Source organism: Suttonella sp., assembly GCF_056855035.1.
Genome location: NZ_JBXGGR010000086.1, coordinates 1 through 18978, shown reverse-complemented (window position 1 = coordinate 18978; position 18978 = coordinate 1). Strand labels below are relative to the sequence as shown.

21 protein-coding genes and 1 tRNA gene are annotated in these 18978 nt (G+C 50.4%); 3 read left to right on the top strand and 19 right to left on the bottom strand.

Features of this window, described 5'->3' with window-relative positions; all coding sequences use genetic code 11:
- Positions 1-150: 150 nt before the first annotated feature.
- The 9 genes from ACJHVI_RS07600 to gcvT form a co-directional block, all read right to left on the bottom strand.
- Positions 151-1590 carry an N-acetylmuramoyl-L-alanine amidase gene (locus ACJHVI_RS07600; protein ID WP_483184159.1) on the bottom strand — a complete coding sequence of 480 codons (1440 nt, stop codon included), beginning with the start codon at positions 1588-1590 and terminating at the stop codon, positions 151-153.
- Between the two features lie 92 nt (positions 1591-1682).
- A tRNA-Leu gene (locus tag ACJHVI_RS07595) sits at positions 1683-1769 on the bottom strand.
- A gap of 65 nt (positions 1770-1834) precedes the next feature.
- Positions 1835-2737 (bottom strand): hypothetical protein, encoded by a 903-nt coding sequence (locus ACJHVI_RS07590; protein ID WP_483184158.1) that lies wholly within the window; start codon positions 2735-2737, stop codon positions 1835-1837.
- The gene (locus tag ACJHVI_RS07585) at positions 2734-3189 is read right to left on the bottom strand and encodes a hypothetical protein (protein ID WP_483184157.1); all 456 of its coding nucleotides are present in this window, start codon (positions 3187-3189) and stop codon (positions 2734-2736) included. Before ACJHVI_RS07585 ends, ACJHVI_RS07590 begins: the two co-directional genes overlap by 4 nt.
- Before the next feature lie 2 nt (positions 3190-3191).
- Entirely contained in the window at positions 3192-4241 is a 1050-nt protein-coding gene (locus ACJHVI_RS07580) for a DUF2333 family protein (protein ID WP_483184156.1), read from the bottom strand.
- Between the two features lie 9 nt (positions 4242-4250).
- Positions 4251-4571, bottom strand: a complete 321-nt coding sequence (locus tag ACJHVI_RS07575; RefSeq protein ID WP_483184155.1) for a HesB/IscA family protein — start codon at positions 4569-4571, stop codon at positions 4251-4253.
- A complete protein-coding gene (locus ACJHVI_RS07570) occupies positions 4568-5713 on the bottom strand; it encodes a cysteine desulfurase family protein (RefSeq protein WP_483184154.1) in 1146 nt (381 codons plus the stop codon). Before ACJHVI_RS07570 ends, ACJHVI_RS07575 begins: the two co-directional genes overlap by 4 nt.
- A complete protein-coding gene (cysE, locus tag ACJHVI_RS07565; RefSeq protein ID WP_483184153.1) occupies positions 5706-6383 on the bottom strand; it encodes a serine O-acetyltransferase in 678 nt (225 codons plus the stop codon). Before cysE ends, ACJHVI_RS07570 begins: the two co-directional genes overlap by 8 nt.
- Positions 6384-6391: 8 nt before the next feature.
- Positions 6392-7492 (bottom strand): glycine cleavage system aminomethyltransferase GcvT, encoded by a 1101-nt coding sequence (gene gcvT, locus ACJHVI_RS07560; protein WP_483184152.1) that lies wholly within the window; start codon positions 7490-7492, stop codon positions 6392-6394.
- Positions 7493-7615: 123 nt separating this feature from the next.
- Between gcvT and infA the strand changes: the two genes are divergently transcribed.
- The gene (gene infA / locus ACJHVI_RS07555; protein ID WP_115217658.1) at positions 7616-7834 is read left to right on the top strand and encodes a translation initiation factor IF-1; all 219 of its coding nucleotides are present in this window, start codon (positions 7616-7618) and stop codon (positions 7832-7834) included.
- A gap of 87 nt (positions 7835-7921) precedes the next feature.
- Entirely contained in the window at positions 7922-8437 is a 516-nt protein-coding gene (locus tag ACJHVI_RS07550; protein WP_483184151.1) for a MarR family winged helix-turn-helix transcriptional regulator, read from the top strand.
- Positions 8438-8657: 220 nt separating this feature from the next.
- Here ACJHVI_RS07550 and lipA read toward each other — a convergent pair whose 3' ends face one another.
- The 10 genes from lipA to ACJHVI_RS07500 all read right to left on the bottom strand — a co-directional run bounded on the left by lipA (position 8658) and on the right by ACJHVI_RS07500 (position 17245).
- Positions 8658-9632, bottom strand: coding sequence for a lipoyl synthase (gene lipA, locus ACJHVI_RS07545; RefSeq protein ID WP_483184150.1), 975 nt, complete (start codon positions 9630-9632; stop codon positions 8658-8660).
- Between the two features lie 27 nt (positions 9633-9659).
- Complete coding sequence (locus ACJHVI_RS07540) at positions 9660-10451, bottom strand: pseudouridine synthase (protein WP_483184149.1); 792 nt, start codon at positions 10449-10451, stop codon at positions 9660-9662.
- Positions 10435-10968, bottom strand: coding sequence for an SMC-Scp complex subunit ScpB (gene scpB, locus ACJHVI_RS07535; RefSeq protein WP_483184148.1), 534 nt, complete (start codon positions 10966-10968; stop codon positions 10435-10437). Before scpB ends, ACJHVI_RS07540 begins: the two co-directional genes overlap by 17 nt.
- Positions 10965-11744, bottom strand: a complete 780-nt coding sequence (locus ACJHVI_RS07530; RefSeq protein WP_483184147.1) for a segregation and condensation protein A — start codon at positions 11742-11744, stop codon at positions 10965-10967. Before ACJHVI_RS07530 ends, scpB begins: the two co-directional genes overlap by 4 nt.
- Positions 11745-11955: 211 nt before the next feature.
- Positions 11956-12171, bottom strand: coding sequence for an IS630 transposase-related protein (locus ACJHVI_RS07525; protein WP_483184146.1), 216 nt, complete (start codon positions 12169-12171; stop codon positions 11956-11958).
- Positions 12172-12402: 231 nt separating this feature from the next.
- The gene (locus ACJHVI_RS07520; RefSeq protein WP_483184145.1) at positions 12403-12756 is read right to left on the bottom strand and encodes a YgjP-like metallopeptidase domain-containing protein; all 354 of its coding nucleotides are present in this window, start codon (positions 12754-12756) and stop codon (positions 12403-12405) included.
- Positions 12757-12871: 115 nt separating this feature from the next.
- Positions 12872-14269 carry an APC family permease gene (locus ACJHVI_RS07515; protein ID WP_483184144.1) on the bottom strand — a complete coding sequence of 466 codons (1398 nt, stop codon included), beginning with the start codon at positions 14267-14269 and terminating at the stop codon, positions 12872-12874.
- 334 nt (positions 14270-14603) lie between these two features.
- On the bottom strand, positions 14604-15014 hold the full coding sequence (locus ACJHVI_RS07510; RefSeq protein WP_483184143.1) for an OsmC family protein: 411 nt from the start codon (positions 15012-15014) through the stop codon (positions 14604-14606).
- Positions 15015-15039: 25 nt separating this feature from the next.
- Positions 15040-16578: a sensor histidine kinase gene (locus tag ACJHVI_RS07505; RefSeq protein ID WP_483184142.1), complete on the bottom strand. Its 1539-nt coding sequence runs from the start codon at positions 16576-16578 to the stop codon at positions 15040-15042.
- Positions 16556-17245, bottom strand: a complete 690-nt coding sequence (locus tag ACJHVI_RS07500) for a response regulator transcription factor (RefSeq protein WP_483184141.1) — start codon at positions 17243-17245, stop codon at positions 16556-16558. Before ACJHVI_RS07500 ends, ACJHVI_RS07505 begins: the two co-directional genes overlap by 23 nt.
- A gap of 100 nt (positions 17246-17345) precedes the next feature.
- Between ACJHVI_RS07500 and ACJHVI_RS07495 the strand changes: the two genes are divergently transcribed.
- Positions 17346-18764 carry a DegQ family serine endoprotease gene (locus ACJHVI_RS07495; RefSeq protein ID WP_483184140.1) on the top strand — a complete coding sequence of 473 codons (1419 nt, stop codon included), beginning with the start codon at positions 17346-17348 and terminating at the stop codon, positions 18762-18764.
- The last annotated feature ends 214 nt before the right edge of the window (positions 18765-18978 follow it).

Sequence of the window (18978 nt, the reverse complement as noted above, 5' to 3'; positions counted from 1 at the left end):
CTTGTCATTGCGGCATGGGAAAGGAGAATAAGGTTAAGTTTATAAAAGATTATTTTGCTTAAAAAACGCTAGATAGCACCTATTTTGTCCCTTAGGGCTAAAGAACTCGAAAACAGCACCTAAAATGTCCCTTTGCCCGATAATCTATTATCATCTCGCTAAGAGCATATGCTGCGGTAAGTGCTCGCGGAAATAGGCATCGATACTGCTAGCAATCGCGCGCGCTAATTTTTCTTGATAGACCTGCGACGCCAGCAATTTGGCATCACTCAAATTGGAAATAAAGGCGGTTTCCACCAGCATGGAAGGAATTTCCGGCGAGCGCAGCACGGCAAAATTTGCCCGTTCCACGCGGCTTTTATGCACTTTGCCTATTTTTGCCAATTCCGATAAGGTTTTGCTTGCCAAGACATTACTGGATTCCAAGGTCGCTTCTTGCTGGATATTTAACAAAGCCTCTTGAATGTCGTCATCGTATTTCTCCACATCCACGCCCCATTTTAAATCCACCGCATTTTCGGAATTGGCAAGATAACGCGCCAACTGCGAAGTGGCGCCTTTGGTAGATAAGATATAGACCGAAGAGCCGCTGGGTTCGCTTCTTTCGACGGCATCGGCATGGATGGATACGAATAAATCCCCTTTGGCGCGCCGACACAGATTTGTTCGTTCGCGCAGAGGAATAAAAGTGTCATTGTTACGCGTCATCATAACCTTATAACCCGGCATCGTATCTAATTGTCTTTGCAAACGTTTTGCAATTGCCAAAACCAAATCTTTTTCGCGCACGCCCAAGGTTTCGTTAACCGCGCCCGGATCTTTGCCACCGTGCCCTGCATCTATGCAGACCAAGATATCGCGTTTATTAACAATCGGCGCGGTTTTCACTTCCACTTTTCTTTGCACCAAACCATTACTGGCAACCTCGCGCTCAATGGTTACCGCTTCAGCTGTCGGTACGGTTGTTTTAACTACCGGCACAGGGCTTTCCTGCCGCGGAATCGGCGTCGTTGCAGGCGTGGCGATAACAGTCTGCGTAGCGCGCGGCGGTAGAGGATTAGGCGTTTCAACCGGTCTTGCGATAGGACCTTGGCTTACTGAGACTATAGGTACATGTGCCGTGCCCTGATCTTCCAAAGCCGCGCCTGCAAAAATCACATTCGGCATGCTTTCATCGATAGAAGTGAGGGTTAATGCAGGATTGCTCTCAAAATCATAGACATCCACCACAATACGATTACCGCCCTGCCGATCGGGCGGCAGAGTATAAATATTCGCTTTGGCGGTGGCGATTAAATCAATGACGACGCGCAACGTATTCGGATCGCGCATCCCCGAACGCACGCCGGCAACCGCGCCTTCATTGACGACTAATCCCGCCCGCCCGCTGCGCTGAACGTTTTTAAAATCCAATACGATGCGCGGCGGATTCGCCAAACTGAATTGCTGAAAAGGGATGGCCGCATCGGTATCCAAAACCAGCTGCACTTTCTGCGGCATGCGGTTATAGCGAATGTTAGAGACAGTCGCCGCCTGCACAATGCTTGCACAACACAGCAATACGAGAAGAAGGGATTTTTTCCAATACATGAAAGATAAGCCTCAGCGCAAAATGAACCGAGATTATCGCTTATTCTGAGCAGAAAAAAAACCGCTGAAGCGATTCAGCGGTTTTCGTATTCTGGTGCCCAGGGCCGGACTCGAACCGGCACGGTATTTCTACCGAGGGATTTTAAGTCCCTTGCGTCTACCAATTTCGCCACCAGGGCTAAGAGGCGGCAATTATATACCTTGCCTAAAAGAGGTCAAGCCTTTTCTTGGAATTTCCGCTTATTTATTGTCGTATCAATAAATTTTTCTGTGCATTCCACAGGCGGTGGCTATCGCGAAAATCATCGCCCAATTGTGCCAACAAGCGCTCGGCGGCGGCAAATTGCTGAGGAGTGAATATTGCCTGCGGCTGACGCAAAACCGCTTCCAAGCTGTGCAATAATTGCTTATCCGCCTGCGAATCAATCATATTGATGCTATGTTCCGCCGCACGCAGTTTCAACAATTGCAGCAATCCTTCCGCCTGTCTGTGCGCAGCACCTGAAATGCCCTGCTGTTCCGCCAAAGCTTTTAAAACGGCGATTTCCTGCTGCATTGCCTGTTGCTCTACAGCATAAGGTTCGGGGGCATTGGCAATTTTATCAAAGACTTTCAACACGCTCCATAAACCGGATACCGCCTGAGCGATTTCGCGCTCCGTCTGACTGCTCTGCGCCAATTCTTTTTGCGCCGCATTGACTAAATCTTCGATTTGCGCCGCGCTTGCCTGAGTAATATCCGATATACCCTGCTTGGCCTGCCATTCTTGATACACATGACCGCCGCGGCGTAAATATTGCGCGGCCTCTGCTAATTGCTGTCCATGATGTCCGCTTGTGCGGTTGATTTGCGCCTGCAAATTCTGCAAATAATCCGCCGCCTGATTGACCTGCCCTTGGCGCAGATTATCGGCAAATCCCGTCAAGATTTGCAGCGCCTCATTGACTTCTGTCTGCAAGGCTTGACCTTGCTGCGGCGAAACCGTCGCTGCCGGCTTACCCTCTTGCCGGGCGATTTCCTGCTGCGCGCCGTTATAAGCGGCGATTAAGACATCCAGCGCACGCGCCAATTCCTGCGTATCCGTCTGCTGCTGTGCATAAGCGGCACTGTAAAATCCGCAGGCAAGCATTAACCATAAACCTTTCATTGTGCCTCCAAACGCGATTGCAGTTGTTGAATTAAAGCGACATCTTTATGCTCGGCATATTGCTGCGCCAAACGCTGCAACAATTGCAGAGCATCCGCATCTTGTCCGAAATCGCGCTGCATAATTTCCGCCGCCAATACATAATTTTTCACCACATCATCATGCTGCGCATGGCGGTGGCTAAAGCCGTTGAGCAGGCGCAAAGCCTCGTCGGATTGACGTTCTTCAGCGGCATAATGCGCCAGCGGATAAATCCAGTCGCCGTCCAAATCCGCGACTTCAATCTGCCCTGCCCTGCTGGCGCGCTGATATTCGTCAAAAGCGCGGGCAACAGCCAAATCCGCCAATGCCTCCGCAATCCGCTGACGCACGGCTCGCATTTGCGCACCCTGCGTTTCAATATCGGCAAACAGAGGCGAGACGCCGTTTTTATGTTGATCAAATACCGACATATTTACCCCGCCCGCAACAAGGCTTGAATATCAATCAAAGCGGCGTTCACACGCGAGATATACGATGCCATGACTAATGAATGATTGGCGGTAAAGCCGAAACCGCGCCCATTTAAAATCATCGGACTCCAAACCGGTTTTTGCGCTTTCTCCAATTCGGCAATGATTTGATCCAAAGAAGCCAAAGCGGTTTTCTGCTCCAGCGTTACGGCAAAATCATGACGGATGGCGCGCAATTGATGCAACAGCGCCCATGTGTAGCCGCGCGCAAAATAGAAATTGTTATCCACTTTCAAACGCGGTGTCCGCTCTTGACGCACCGCCACCGTATTCGGCTTGGCGATTGCTTCACCTGCGGCGCTTTGCGCGACTACCACATCGCCCACGCTTGCCGACAATCGCTGGGCAATATCCCCCAAATTACGCGATATCAAACCAAAATAATTTGCCAAATTATCCGCACGGGCAAAGAATTGGGCATTATTCGGATTGCCGTCGCTCAACTCCACCGCATATTGAATTAATTTTTGCCGCGCTTTTTCATATTCGTCTTCGGCACTGGGGAACATCCATTTATCAAAATCGATATTCAGCGCGCCATTAGCCTGCGCCAACATTTCCGGCTGCGTCGACTGCGATTGCGAGCGGCTAAATTCGTCCTTCAACATCAAGCTGGTTTGGCGCATCAGCGTCAGCACGCCGGCTTCCCATTGCGGGATATTGTCCATCAGCAAGCCCGGCGGCATCACATCGTTTTTCAAAAAGCCGCCCGGTTTGTTCAGCATAATGTCTAAGGTTCTAATACTGGTGCCGACCAAATAAGAACCCACCACCGGTTTGGCATCCGCCGGAATGTAAGCCGTTGCAGCCTCTTCGACCGAAAACTCCTCAGGCTCGCTGCTCCACCAAAACATCACTACCAATATCAGCGCCAACAGCGTGCCCAACAGCAAAGCAATCCGCCACAGCCAATTATGTGCCTTCCATGCTGCTGGCGTGTACATATGCGCTACGCGCTTTGCACCGTCAATCGATTGTTCTTTCAAAGACATAATATTTCCTTATATGCTAAAACTCGTGCCGCAGCCGCAAGTACTCTGCGCCTGCGGATTATCGAAACTAAAACTTTCGTTTAAACCGTTTTTTTTCACATCAATCTGCAAATTCTGCAACAGCGGCAAATCCACCTCCGCCACCGCCACCTGAAACTCGGGATAAGCGAACACCACGTCCTTTTCCGCCAAGCCCTCAATCACTTCGATATCATAGCCATAGCCGGAACAGCCGGAACGCTTCACCGCCACACGCACGCCAATCGCGCCCGCCTGCTTCGCCACAAAGCGGCGCACGCGCTGCTGCGCCGCCTCACTCAAATAAATCATCTCAACTCCTGCAAAAATTGCACCAAACGCTCGATTTCCGCCGCCTGCGTCAAATGCGAAAGACTAATACGAATCGAACGATTCGCCGCCGCCTGCAAACCCATTGCCTGCAAAACATGCGAACCCTCATCTGCCGCCGATTGGCAAGCCGAACCTGCCGACAACGCCAATTTCGCCGCATTTGCCGCCGCCAAGACTTCCGCCACAGGGCGCGCCGTATCAATGCTTAAAATATGCGGCAGTGCGCCGCCCTTTTCAAGGGCAAAATCCCAATCGCGATTACCATTATGTTGCATAACAGCAGGCAGAGCGGCTAATAATTTTTCGGCATAAGCGCGCACAAGCGCGCTGCGCGAAGGCAATTCCTGCGCCGCCAACTGCACCGCCTGCGCAAAAGTGGCAATCAAAGACAAGGGCAAAGTGCCGGAACGTCTCGAACGCTCCTGACCGCCGCCATGCAATTGCGCCGCCAGACGCATTTTCGGCATACGCCGCACATACAAAGCTCCGATTCCCTGCGGCGCATAGACTTTATGTCCTGAAAAACTCACCGCATCCGCATCCCAAGCCCGCACATCGACAGCCATTTTGCCCAAAGCCTGCGCCGCATCGACATGCAATTTCGCTCCGTAACGATGCACCAATTGCGCAATCGCCGCCAAAGGCTGCACCACGCCGGTTTCATTATTGACCGCCATCACGCTGACCAATGTCGTCGGCTTGGCTTGCAATGCCTGCTCCAGCAATGCCAAATCCAGCAAACCGTTTGTTTGGACAGGCAGAAATTCCACCGCCACACCCGCTGCCGCCAATGCACCGGCGGTATCAATCACGGCTTTATGCTCGCTTTGCAGACTAATCAGGCGCGGATTTTTCGCGCCCTGATACAGACAGGCACCTTTTAAAGCCAAATTATCCGCCTCCGTTGCGCCGCTGGTAAACACAATTTCCGCCGCCTGCGCGCCGATTGCCTGTGCAAATTCCTGCCGCGACTGCTCGACAATCTGCTTCGCCGCCAAACCCAAATCATGCGCCGCACCGCTGTTGGCAAAATAACGCTGCGCATAGTCGTTGAATCTCGCCAAAACGCGCACATCCGGCGGCGTGCTGGCACTGTAATCAAAATACGCCCAATCAGTCATTTGCTTTATCCACGGCAGCGCGCAAAGCGCGATTCTCCGCCTCCAAAACCTCGATTCTCCGACTCAGCTGCTCAATCGCATTCAATACCGGATCGACCACATCGCCGCCCTGCGCATAGGCTTCAAATTTCTTACATTCTTCCTCGCGGCTCGCCACCACCTTAGCGGGAATGCCCACCACCGTGGTATAGGCGGGTACGGGTTTGACCACCACCGCATTCGACCCGATCCGCACATTATCCGCGACCGTAATCGCGCCCAGCACCTTTGCGCCGGCACCGATAATCACATTATTGCCAATTGTGGGATGACGCTTCCCCTGCACCAAGGCGGTAGAAGTGCCGCCCAAGGTAACCCCCTGATAAATACTGACATCATCGCCCAATTCCGCCGTCTCGCCAATCACAATGCCCATGCCGTGATCGATAAACAGGCGTCTGCCGGCTTTAACCGCAGGATGAATCTCCACTCCGGTAAACCAGCGACTCCATAAAGACAACCAACGTGCCAGCCAATGCCAGCCGCTATGCCAGAGCGCATGCTGTAAGCGATACGCCGCCACCGCCCAAAAACCCGTGTGCAAAGACAACACTGCCCACACGCTGCGCGTCGCCGGATCGCGCTCAAAGACCGCGCGAAAATCCTCGCGCAATAAATTCCACCAAAGCATAGCCGTCCTTAAGATTGATAGCGTTTTGTCACAAAAGGCATATTCACCACCTGCATCGGCAACAATTTACCGCGCACCTGCGCCTGCAATACCGTTCCCGCAGCCGCCGCCTCCGCACTCACCAAACCCATTGCCACCGGTGCATTTACACTGGGTGCAAAACCGCCGCTCGTTACCTCGCCCACCGCATTGCCCTGCGCATCGAATAAAGGCGTATGCGCGCGCACCGGCAATTTACCCTCGGGACGCAGCCCCACGCGTTTACGCGCCGCACCTGCCGCCAATTGCACCGCTAAAGCCTCGCTGCCCCAATAGCCGCCTGCCTTTGCGCCCTCGGGACGGCGCGATTTGGCAATCGCCCATAACAAGCCCGCTTCCAAAGGCGACACATCGCTGCGCAAATCCTGTCCGTACAAACACAAACCCGCTTCCAGACGCAGCGAATCGCGCGCGCCCAAACCAATCGGCAGTACACGGCTATCCGCCAGCAAACGCGCAAAAAAAGTCTCGACAAAAGCATCGGGAATCGAAATCTCAAAACCGTCCTCGCCCGTATAACCCGAGCGGCTGACCCAGCAAGCCACGCCGTCAAACAAATATTCTCCACCGCGCATAAAGCCTAATTCACGCAGCTGCGGCTGCCATTCACACAAAACATCTACCGCCGCCGGCCCCTGCACAGCCAATAAAGAACGATCTTGCCAATACTGCACTCGCCCCTCGCCAAAAACCGCACGCAAACGCGCCACATCTTCATCCTTGCGCGAAGCATTCAGCACCACATAAAAATCCGCTTCGCGGCGCGTAATCATCAAATCATCTTCCACGCCGCCCTGCTCGTTCAGCAGGAAAGAATACATCTGCTGTCCCAGCGCCTTATCTGCCGTATCCACAGGAAACACCGACTCCAATTCCGCCGCACTGACCTTCAGCAAGACCTGCCCCATATGCGAAACATCAAACACACCCGCCTGCGCGCGTGTATGCAAATGCTCCTGCAAAATCCCGCCGCTATACTGCACAGGCATGGCATATCCTGCAAAATCCACCATTTTTGCGCCTAATTGCACATGTTGCTCATACAAAGCCGTGTGTAAACTTTCGCTCATCTTACGCTCCTGCAAATCAAAAACTTAGCATACCATGCTGAGGCTGTTTTTAGCTGAAAAAAATTGATATTTTCTATTTACGCCTTTAAAATAGCGCGACTTTTTATTAATGCATAGGAAAACATGTCTAAAGAAGAAAATATTGAAATGACAGGAACCGTCATTGAAACCCTCCCCAACACCATGTTCCGCGTTGAATTGGAAAACGGACACCAAATCAATGCGCACATCTCCGGCCGCATGCGCAAGCACTATATCCGCATCCTGACCGGCGACAAGGTCAAAGTCGAAATGACGCCTTACGACCTCAGCAAAGGACGCATTATTTTCCGCGAAAAATAATCCGCAAACGCCGTAAAGCCGCCTAAGGCGGCTTTTTTTCCAAGCCCCTCAGGACAAAAATTTTAGAATAAAATAGAAGAGACTACGATGATTGACCTCTCCCTCCAATCCTTTGAAGACGCATTAAAAAATATCCGCGACCACATCCCTGATTACGACTATCAACCCGGCACCCTGCTCAATTTCCGCCTGCTGCAAACCCTCAGCCGCGCCGCCTACAGCCACTACGATGCTTGGCTGGCGCAATACGACATGAGCACCTTGGAATACTTTACCCTGACCCTGCTCTACGGCTCGCCCAAAGGTTATCTCACGCCCTCTGAAGTCAGCGAAGTGCTCAATATCACGCGCACAGGCGCCACCCGACTTGGCGACCGCCTTGTTTCGACAGAATGGGTCATCCGCGAAATTAGCGCCGAAGACCGCCGCAGCGTCAAACTGCGCATTACGGATGAAGGCCGCAAACTCATGGAACAAATCACGCCGCAACTCTCCGAAGTACGCAAACATATGTGGCAAGACCTCAGCGAAAAAGAAATTCAAATTATGGAAAGAGGAATGCGCAAACTCATTCAGCGCTTAGAAAACACGCCTTTTCCCTAAAAGCTTCATGCACAATATCAAAACGGCGGATACAAACCCTAGAGAAAGATAAAAGCCGATACCCTCGTATTTCTTTGCAATGCTCAAAATAAATAAGGACAAGATAAATCTTGTCCTTATTTATTTTCTCTTAAGCAAACATAAGTTTGACACTCGAATCATTGAAAAAACTTACGGCACTAACTCGTCTTGTACCGCCTTTCCATTTCTCCGCTGATCACTACAAGACCTCTTTTGCCGACATATCGGCATGATAGGAAGAGCGCACCATCGCGCCGGAGGCGACATGAATAAAGCCCATTTCCTTGCCTTTGGCGGCAAACATCTCGAATTCTTCAGGCGTGTAATAACGCTTGACCGGCAAATGGTGCTGAGAGGGCTGGAGATATTGCCCAATGGTCAGCATATCGACATCATGCGCGCGTAAATCTTGCATCACTTGCAAAATCTCATCGCTCTCTTCTCCTAATCCGACCATGACACCCGATTTGGAAATGACTTTTTTCGTACAGGCCGCCTTATAGTCTTTCAACAATTTCAATGAATTGCCATAATGCGCGCCGGGACGCACCGCTTCATATAAACGCGGCACGGTTTCCATATTGTGGTTAAACACATCCGGCGGTGTTTGCAGCAAAATCTCGAGCGCGATTTCTTCGCGACCGCGAAAATCCGGCGTCAAAATCTCAATCGTCATACGCGGCGCCAGCGCGCGGATTTCGCGGACACAGGCGGCAAAATGCGCAGCACCGCCGTCGCGCAAATCGTCGCGGTCCACGGAAGTAATCACCACATGCGACAAACCCAAATTGCTAACCGTTTCCGCCAAATGGCGCGGCTCATTCTCATCTAAAGCATTCGGACGCCCATGCCCGACATCGCAAAAGGGGCAACGGCGAGTGCAAATATCGCCCATAATCATGAAAGACGCCGTCCCGACGCGAAAACACTCGCCCAAATTCGGACAACTCGCCTCTTCGCATACGCTATGCAGTTTCTGATCGCGCATCAAGCCTTTAAGCCGCTCAACCTCCGGTCCGCCTGGAAATTTCGCCCGAATCCAACTCGGCTTGCGCAAACGCTCCTGCCCGACATGCTCGACATTAATCGGAATTTGACGGATTTTATCCGCCCCTTTACGCTTAACACCCATCGCATTGGGCTTATGAACAATCGGGGATTCTGCTTCACTCATGATGATTCTCCAAATATTTTTATAGACTTAGCGCGAACGCGGCGTTTTATCTCGCACAGGTTTAGTACGCACTAATGCCATTAAATCAGACAATTCTCGCGGCTCAAGCAAACGATGTTTGCCGGCAGGCAAAGATTTCGGCAAGCTCACATTGCCGTAGCGAATGCGTTTTAATCGGCTGACTTGACAGCCCACCGCTTCCCACAAACGGCGCACTTCGCGATTGCGCCCTTCTTTCAGCACCACGGAATAATAGCGGTTGTATTGTGTGTCGTCATCATTCAAAGCCTGCAAAGGCTGAATATCGTCAAATTTGGCGAAGCCGTCTTCCAACATCATGCCCTTGCGCAGAGCCTGCAAGGTTTCTTCATTCACTTCCCCTGCCACGCGCACCCAATATTCGCGCTCAATCTCGGTACTGGGATGCATCAATTTATTCGCCAAAGCGCCGTCATTGGTAAAGAGCAGCAGACCGGCGGTATTGATATCCAAACGCCCGATGGCCACCCAGCGCCCCTGATGAATGCGCGGCAAACGGCGAAAAACCGTCGGGCGCCCTTCTTCGTCCTTGCGCGTACAAATCTCGCCCACAGGCTTGTGGTACATCAAAACCATACGCGGCGATTCCTGTTCCGCCGCCACACGCAGCGTCCGCCCGTCAAAGCTAAAACTCTCATGCCCGCTCACGCGCTGACCAATCTCCGCCGGCTTGCCGTTCACGCGCAAACGCCCTTCTTCAATCCACGCTTCTATCTGCCGCCGCGAAGCAATACCGCGGGTTGCGAGAAATTTCTGAATGCGTTCATACTCTTGTTTCATCTTCATTTCCTTCTAAAGCCGTCAAATTCGGCATCGGCGGCAAATCTGCCGGACTTGCCAAGCCAAAATCATCTAAAAAAACCGTCGTTGTCGCCAATAACTCCGGACGACCGGGCATCTCACGCCGCCCGACAACCTCAATCCATTCCAAATCGAATAATTGTCGATAAATGCCGCTGCTTGTCGCCACCCCGCGCACCGCATCTATCTCCGCGCGCGTAACCGGCTGATGATAAGCAATATACGCCAAAGTTTCCCAAAAGGCGCGCGAAAACCGAGGCGGCTGCGCCTCCGCCAAAGCCAAAATATCGGCAAAATACGCTTCTCTTAACTGCAGACGCCAACCGCTTGCCACCTTTGCCAAACGCATCGCCGAGCTCTCATAACGTACAGCCAAGTCTTGCAAAGCCGCCTCAATCTCCGCTTCCTGCACCTGCAAAGCAATCGCCAACATATTGACCGTTAACGCCGTATCGCGGGTAAACAACAATGCCTCAATGCGATTTACTAAACTCATGCCGCCTGCCTCGCACGTAACAACACCTCTGCAAAAGCGTCTTCCTGCTGCCATTCCAGCACCTGCGCGCGATCCAATTCCAGCATCGCCATCAAACTGACCACCAAGCCCGCACGCCCTTCATCGGAATGATAAAAACCCTGCAAAGCATGCCAGCCTGTCTGATGCTGCAAACGATTTTCCATCATTTCCACGCGTTCCGCCAAAGAATAAGCCTCGCGCTCCACCTCATGCGCACGCCGCAAAGCCTGCCGTTCATAAATCGCCGCCAACATCTGCTGCAATTTATTCACATCGCGCGCCGGCTTAATAATCGGCACAATACCCGCCGGCGCCTGCTGCGCCGATAAAGCAAAACCGGCATCCAAGCGCGCCAAATCCGCCAAACGCTCCGCCAATTGCAAGGTCTGTGCATAAATCAAGAGACGATCCGCCAATTCCGCCCGCGGATCAGGCTCCTGCGACTCCACATCATGACGTTGCGGCAGCATCATGCACGCCTTAATCTCGACCAAAGTCGCCGCCATTAGCAAATATTCCGCCGCCAAATCGATATCAAGGGCTTGCATCATCTCCATATACGCCAAATATTGCTCGGTAACCAGGCTGACCTCAATATCTAAAATATCCATATTCTGCTTACGGATCAGATAAAGCAATAAATCCAGAGGCCCTTCAAAGGTTTCCAGCAAAACCCGCAACGCCTCGGGCGGAATATACAAATCTTTGGGCAAAGTCTTCACAGGTTCGCCGAATACTAAAATCTGCTGCTGCACGCCACCCTCAAAAAATGGCGCATTATACCGTTTTACACTCGCACTTACCGCAATTTATGCCGACTAAATCCCAATCAGAGAAACAGAAATTGATGCACAGTGGGAGGTGCGCTATAGTCAAGAAATTCAAAAAGAGTTACAATTTAAACACATCTCGCCGTACTCTCTGCGCTACCTGTTAGCAGCATTACTGTATCACCTTTTCATTTCTTTAACTATAGTCATCAGGATAAGCTTGGACGTCAGCCATTAAAGCTTCATTATCGATTTTTGCCGGTTTGCGTTCGTACTTCTTGCGTTCTATGCTTTTCTTCCAACGTTGAATAGTTGTTGCGCTGAGTCGATATTCTTCAACAAGCTTTCTGTAGCTATGACCTGATGCTAACTTGTCCAATATCATTTGTCTGTAATCTTTTGAGTATGCCATAAGTTTTAGTGTAACCTTTTTTGGATTCTTTGACTATAAAATCTCGCGCGCATCGGATAGCCCGGTCGCACCCCGTAGGGGTGCGTGTGTTGAAATATCCTCAAATACGAAAGGAGACTGCCATGTCTATAGTCGGAGAAGTGAAAAAGTAGTACAAGGCGGCGAGCCGCAGACAGTACAAGAGCGTACGGCAAGGTGAGCCAACGCTGTAATCATTTTTCAATTCTTCGACTATAGTGCGGCGGAGACAGTTTTTTCTTCAAAATTTTTCACACCAAATCTTAAAATGGCGCCGTTTAAACTGCTGCCGAGTCCCAAAAATGCCTGAAGTTGAAGGCTTGCGCCGAGAAAATTGTGTTCATCCTTTATTTCAAGTATGTTTTTCAGTTTTTCTTGTATCCAATCTTGATGGACATATAAGAAGTCAAGTAATTGCTTGCGGCGAATATGGAGAGGGGCACTGAGGCGGATTTGGCTCTTATTATCAATGCTTAAACGCAGATAGCGGTTATTTTTACGTTGTAAGACTTTAATAGGATAATCGCGATTTTGGAATGAAAAAGCAGGGAGAATAATAGATGACATATTGGAATGCAGAATATTATGAATTTGGGCTGATGTTTTTAGATAGATTCCCAATAGTTAAGAAAGGAATGAAAAAAGCGGCTGATGATTCAGCCGCTTTTTGACTTAACAGTTATTATTTAAATTCATTATGGACAGGTGCCGGACGTTTAAAGCCATTGGTTTTAATCGCCAGATAGACTAAACCGATAACGCCCCATATCAATCCCGCACGCAGGGCATTCCATTCTACTTCTAACCACAGCAGCAGCACGGAGATAAAGCCTAAGGTCGGCATGATTAAGAAATGGAAGATTTCTTTGGCATTGTTGTAGCGTTTATCGCGCACAACGCAACGCGCAATCACAGATAAGTTCACAAAGCTGAATGCGGTCAATGCGCCGAAGCTGATGAGCGAAATAACGAAATCCAGATCTAAGAAACCCGCTGTAAGCGCAACCACGCCGACAATCAAAATATTGTAAGACGGCACGCGCAGCGTCGGGCTGATGTAGCCGAAGATGCGGTTATTGATGACGCCGTCGCGTCCCATTACATACATCAGGCGCGAAACGCCAGCATGCGCGGAAATGCCTGATGCCATAACGGTTACAATCGCAAAGCCCAGTATCCATGATTGGAAGATGGCGCCACCGACGATTTTCAATACTTCAGGCTGAGTTTCGCCGATGTTTTCAAAATAGGTCGCAGGGTCATTAGGGAAATACAGCTGCATGAAATAGGTGGCGATGATGAAGATTACCCCTGCCATGAGCGAGGTTAAGACAATCGCTTTGGGCAAAGTTCTCTCGGTGTCTTTGGTTTCTTCCGCCAAAGAGCTGAGGGCGTCAAAGCCTGTGAAAGAGAAGCAGAGTAGGGTAGCACCGGTAATCAGTTTGCCGACATCGGTCATTTCCGTCCAAAACGGCTGCATGCTCCACAGTCCTGCCGCGCCGGCTTGTTTGGCGATTTCGCCGTCGGCGTTAAATCCTGCATTAAGCTGCGAATAAACAAGGTAAGTGAAGTAGGCAATCACGGCTAATTGCACGAATACAATCCAGCTGTTGAAGTTCGCCACAAATTTGGCACCGCGCAGATTGACGGCGGTCATCAGTCCGGTCAGTCCCACAACCCATACCCAATGATTGACCGCAGGGAAAAGGGCTTGCAGGTAAATCATGGCTAAGATGATGTTGACCATCGGCGAGAGGAGATAGTCCAGCCAAGAAGACCAGCCCACCATAAAGCCCACATTCGGATGAATGGCTTGTTGAGCGTAAGTGTATGCCGAACCTGAAGAAGGATAGCGGCGAATCATTTTTCCGTAGCTAAATGAGGTAAATAAAATAGCAACGAGGGCAAAGATATACGAAGTAGGTACATGAAATTGGCTTGCATCTGATACTAAGCCGAAGGTATCAAATAAAGTCATCGGCTGAATATAGGCCAAACCGATAATAATTACATGCCATAAGCTCAAGTTTTTACGCAATAATTGGGCGTCGGGCAAGGGGGCTAGAGGTACTTTTGTCAACGTCGTCTCCTATGTTAAAAGTTAAAGAAGGACCTAAAAGGGGGCTTACTGTACATCAAAATTTTGTCTGTAGGAAAAAAATGCATAACAAATTGTATTTTAATAGAAAATATGGGGAAAAATATGGGGTTTTTCTGCTTTGCCGATGCAATTTTCAGATGATGGGCTTTCTCCTGCTTCTCATTGAATGGCAAAAGGAATTCCGCATAATGTTGCAAGGAATACAATTAAGCGAAAATTTCAGAAAAATCCCCGCTTTTTAACAGGACGAATGATGCTCGGAAAAATGAAATGGGCATAGGCGGAGAGCCGCACTATGCTTTCAATGCTGTGTTTATAGGGTGTAGTGGAATTGCATGTCTTGTCTGAGTTCGCTGCTTAAGCTGTAGGCGACAGGACAATGAAGGGCGGTTTGCTCGAGGATTTTGCGGGTATCTTCGTCAAGATTAGCGGGCAGATAAATTTGCAGGCGGATTGCGCTGACACGGCGCGGATTTGCCGCCATTTCTTTGCTGATTTGCGCATGCGCGCCTGCCAGCTCTATGCCCATGCTTTTGGCTTTCATGCCCATCATGGTCATGACGCAGGCGGCAAGGGCAGATGCGAGCAAATCCGTAGGCGAAAAGGCTTCGCCTTTGCCCTGATTGTCGGTGGGCGCATCCGTATGGATGATGCGCTTGCTCGGCAGGTGTTGCAGTTCATTATGCAGTTCGCCTTGGTAGCGGATATCGGCAATATGTGGCATGGTTTTTCCTTATGAAATAAGAGGGTTATTTGTCTTTTTTATCTTTGCTGCCGCAAATCTGATGTTTTTTGCAGAAAGTTGCGGCATTGGGAATGATGAGTTCGATTTTCAGCCCGGGATTATTGTCGCTGAGTTGAATATTGCCATCATGCAGATGCGTGGCGGCGGCAACCATGGAGAGTCCCAGACCATTGCCCGGAGTGGAGCGGGAATTATCAAGACGGACAAAGCGTTGCAAAACGCGTTCGCGGTCATCGGCAGGAATGCCCGGTCCGTTATCGCTGACGGCAATGTGAATGTGCCTGTTTTTCTCGTAGGCTTGCAGATGAATGTTGCCGCCTGAGGGTGTGTATTTGACGGCATTATCCAGCAGATTGGTAATGGCTTGGGCGATCAATTGGCGGTTGCCGAAGATGCTGAGATTTGGCGCAATGGTGCTGCTGAAATGCTGCGAGCCCTCTTCTTCGGCAAAGATTTCATAGAGTTCGGAGAGTTCTTCACAAATCAGGCTGAGGTCCGTGGCTTTGAAATCGTCGCGCGCCCGCGCTTCGATTTGGGCGATGGTAAGCATGGCATTGAAGGTTTGCAGCAATTTGTTAATGTCTTCAACGCTTTCTCCGATGACATCGCGCAATTCCGCGCTGCTGCGGTTGCGGTCGAGCAGGCAGACTTCCATGCGGCTGCGCAGGCGGTTCAGCGGGCTGCGCATGTCGTGAGCGATATTGTTGGTCACTTGCCTTTGGCTGCTGATGAGGGCGTCAAGCCGTTCCAGCATATGATTGAGATTTTTGGCTAAGTCTCTCATTTCATTACTGTCGTTGGGGCTGATGATGATGCGTTCGCCAAAATCGCCGTCCACAATGCGTCTGGCGCTGTCGCTGATGCGTTTGGTATTGCGCGTGATGGAGCGGCTGATGTAAAAAGAGCCGAAGAAGCTGGCGGCAATCAGCAATAAGCTGGAGTAGATGACGGTGGAAAACATACGGCGCAAGATGCGGCGTTCGTTTTTGGTGTCGTAGCCGGCGATTAGGGTGAATTGATCGCTGAGCGGCGTAATGGCAACCCGCATCATGTCTTGATTGATGTGCCAGTCTATAATGGGCAAGAGATCCGGCATGTTGCCGGCAAATTCTTGGCTGAGGTTCGGTTGGCACAAATCATTGAAATGGCTAGTGTAAAGATGGTAGTTTTCGACTGTGCCCGCATGATTGACGGTCGAAAAGAAATTGTCGTTTTCCGTTTGTTCATAGCCGTTGGCTTGATTGCTGACGCAGTAGGCAATATTGGATTCGTTATTGCTGCGTTCGGTAATGCCGATGAGCGGATTGTTCAGGCTGAAGGCGCTGCGTTGCTCGTATTGCTGGCGGATGCGTCTGGCTTCGGCAATCAGTCGGTTATCGACTTGAGAGGAGATTTCCTGTCTGGCTTGCTGATAGGTCATCAGCATCGCCACGCTGGTAATGACGGAGGCAATAAGGGTTGCTACTAAAGAGTAGCGAAACACGCTACTCTTTTTGACATGCGGTAAATCCGTGCAGAATTTACTGATAATTCGTCGGGTCATAGAGACTGTATCCTGCGCCGCGTTCGGTATGGATAAGCGGTGGGTCAAAATCTTTGTCGATTTTGCTGCGCAGGCGCGAGATATGGACGTCAATCACGTTGGTTTGCGGATCAAAATGATATTCCCAGACTTTTTCCAGCAGCATGGTACGCGTAACTACTTGTCCAGCATTGGTCATGAGGTATTCCAGCAGGCGGAATTCGCGCGGCTGCAAATTGATTTTTTTGCCGGAGCGGATGACTTTGCGCTTGAGGCGGTCAAGCTGCAAATCCGCCACTTGCAAGACCATATTGTCTTGAATATCGCCGGAGCGGCGGCGGGTCAGGGCTTGCACGCGTGCCAATAATTCGGAAAAAGCATAGGGTTTGACCAGATAGTCGTCACCGCCGGCGGCAAGTCCTTCCACGCGGTCATCGACTTCGCCGAGCGCGGATAAAATCAATACCGGCACGCTGTTGCCGCTTTCGCGCACTTTTTGAATAATCGACAAGCCGTCAAGTTCGGGCAGCATACGATCGACAATCAGCAAATCATATTGTCCGCTTAAGACCATATTTAAGCCTTCCGTGCCGGTATGGGCAGTGTCGGCCACATAGCCGCTTTCGTTCAAGCCTTTAGCAATATAGGCGGCGACTTCTTTGTCGTCTTCAATAATCAGTACGTGCATAGGTTCTCCCAGAATAAATACTTATTAATCTGTCATTCATTGCTTTGCAAATGCGCTTGGCAGAAAATACGCGCTTATATTAAACCAATTAGGAAATAAGATGAAAAAAACTTTTTTAGCTTTTGCAATCGGTTTGGCGACAGTTATCAACACGCCTGCTCTTGCCGATCCTGCCCCTGATTTTACGGTTTTAGTAGAAAAAGCGATGCCGGCGGTGGTCAATATCGAAGTATCCAAAGCCGTTTCCGAGCCCCGCTTAGGCAGAAGAGGACAGATGCCCGATTTATTCGAAGAATTCTTCGGTTCGCCCTTCGGCGTGATTCCCGAGGGCTTCGGCGCGGTGCCGGAAGAGGGCATGCCGCATTATGAAGGTTCCGGCTCGGGCTTTTTCATTGACAAAAGCGGCGAGATTTTAACCAATGCCCATGTGGTTGACGGGGTGGATTCCGTGATTGTGCGCCTCAACGACCGTCAAGAATATCAGGCAAAAGTCATCGGTATGGATAAGCGCAGCGACATCGCCCTGTTAAAAATCGACGCCGAACAAGCGTTTCCGGTTGCCGTCTTGGGTGATTCGGATGCGGTCAAAGTCGGCGATTGGGTTTTGGCAATCGGTTCGCCTTTCGGTTTTGATGCCACCGCCACCAAAGGCATTGTCTCGGCATTGGGACGGAATCTGCCCAGCGGCGCTTACACGCCTTTCATTCAAACGGATGCGGCAATCAATCCTGGCAATTCGGGCGGACCGCTCTTTAATAGCAAAGGCGAAGTCATCGGCATTAACTCGCAGATTTACAGCCGCAGCGGTACATTCAATGGCTTAGGCTTTGCGATTCCGATTAATGTGGCAAAAAATATTGCCCAGCAGTTGAAAGCCGAGGGCAAAGTGAGCCGCGGTTGGCTGGGTGTGATGATTCAGGAAGTTGATCAGCAATTGGCGCAATCTTTCGGTTTGGATAAACCGCAGGGCGCATTGATTGCCAAAGTCTTGCCCGATTCTCCGGCACAAGCTGCCGGTTTGCAGGCAGGCGATGTGATTTTGCAATTTAACGGACGCAATATTGTCCGCTCCGGTGATTTGCCTTCATTGGTCGCGATGACGAATATCGGCGAAACGGCAGCGCTAGAGATTCTGCGCGAGGGCAAGCGTGAAAAAATCGAATTTGAAGTGGGCAATATGGACAATGCCGATACGGATAGTATTTCTGGCGAAAACAGAGCCATAGAAAATTGGGGAATGTCTTTGAAAACGCTTGACGAAGAAAGTCGCGAAGCCTTGGCATTCGAAGGTGAGGGCGTATTGGTCGCAGAAATCAAACCCCGCAGTGCAGCGGCAAAATCAGGTTTGCGCGCTGGCGATATTCTTTTGGCGGTGGGACGCACACCGGTCAGTAGTGTGAATGCGGCGGCAAAACTATTTGCGCAGCACGGCGAAAAATCCCAGCCGATTCCTGTGCTGATTCATCGCCGTGGACAAACGACGTTCTTGGCATTGGTGCCTGAAAAATCTAAGCAATAAATCCAATTTCCGATGTTTTTTAATCCTCCCTTGCGGAGGATTTTTTATTGGGGCTAAATGGCTGATAATTAAGTTAACCTGAGTTCGGGATAAGCACCCCACTAAAAAATAAAGAGCAATTGTGATAATCTACTGTTTTGACAAAACAAACCATCACAAAAGCCCTTTAACATGGAACATCTTACAACACTTTTCTGCCAAGTAGATGATTTTT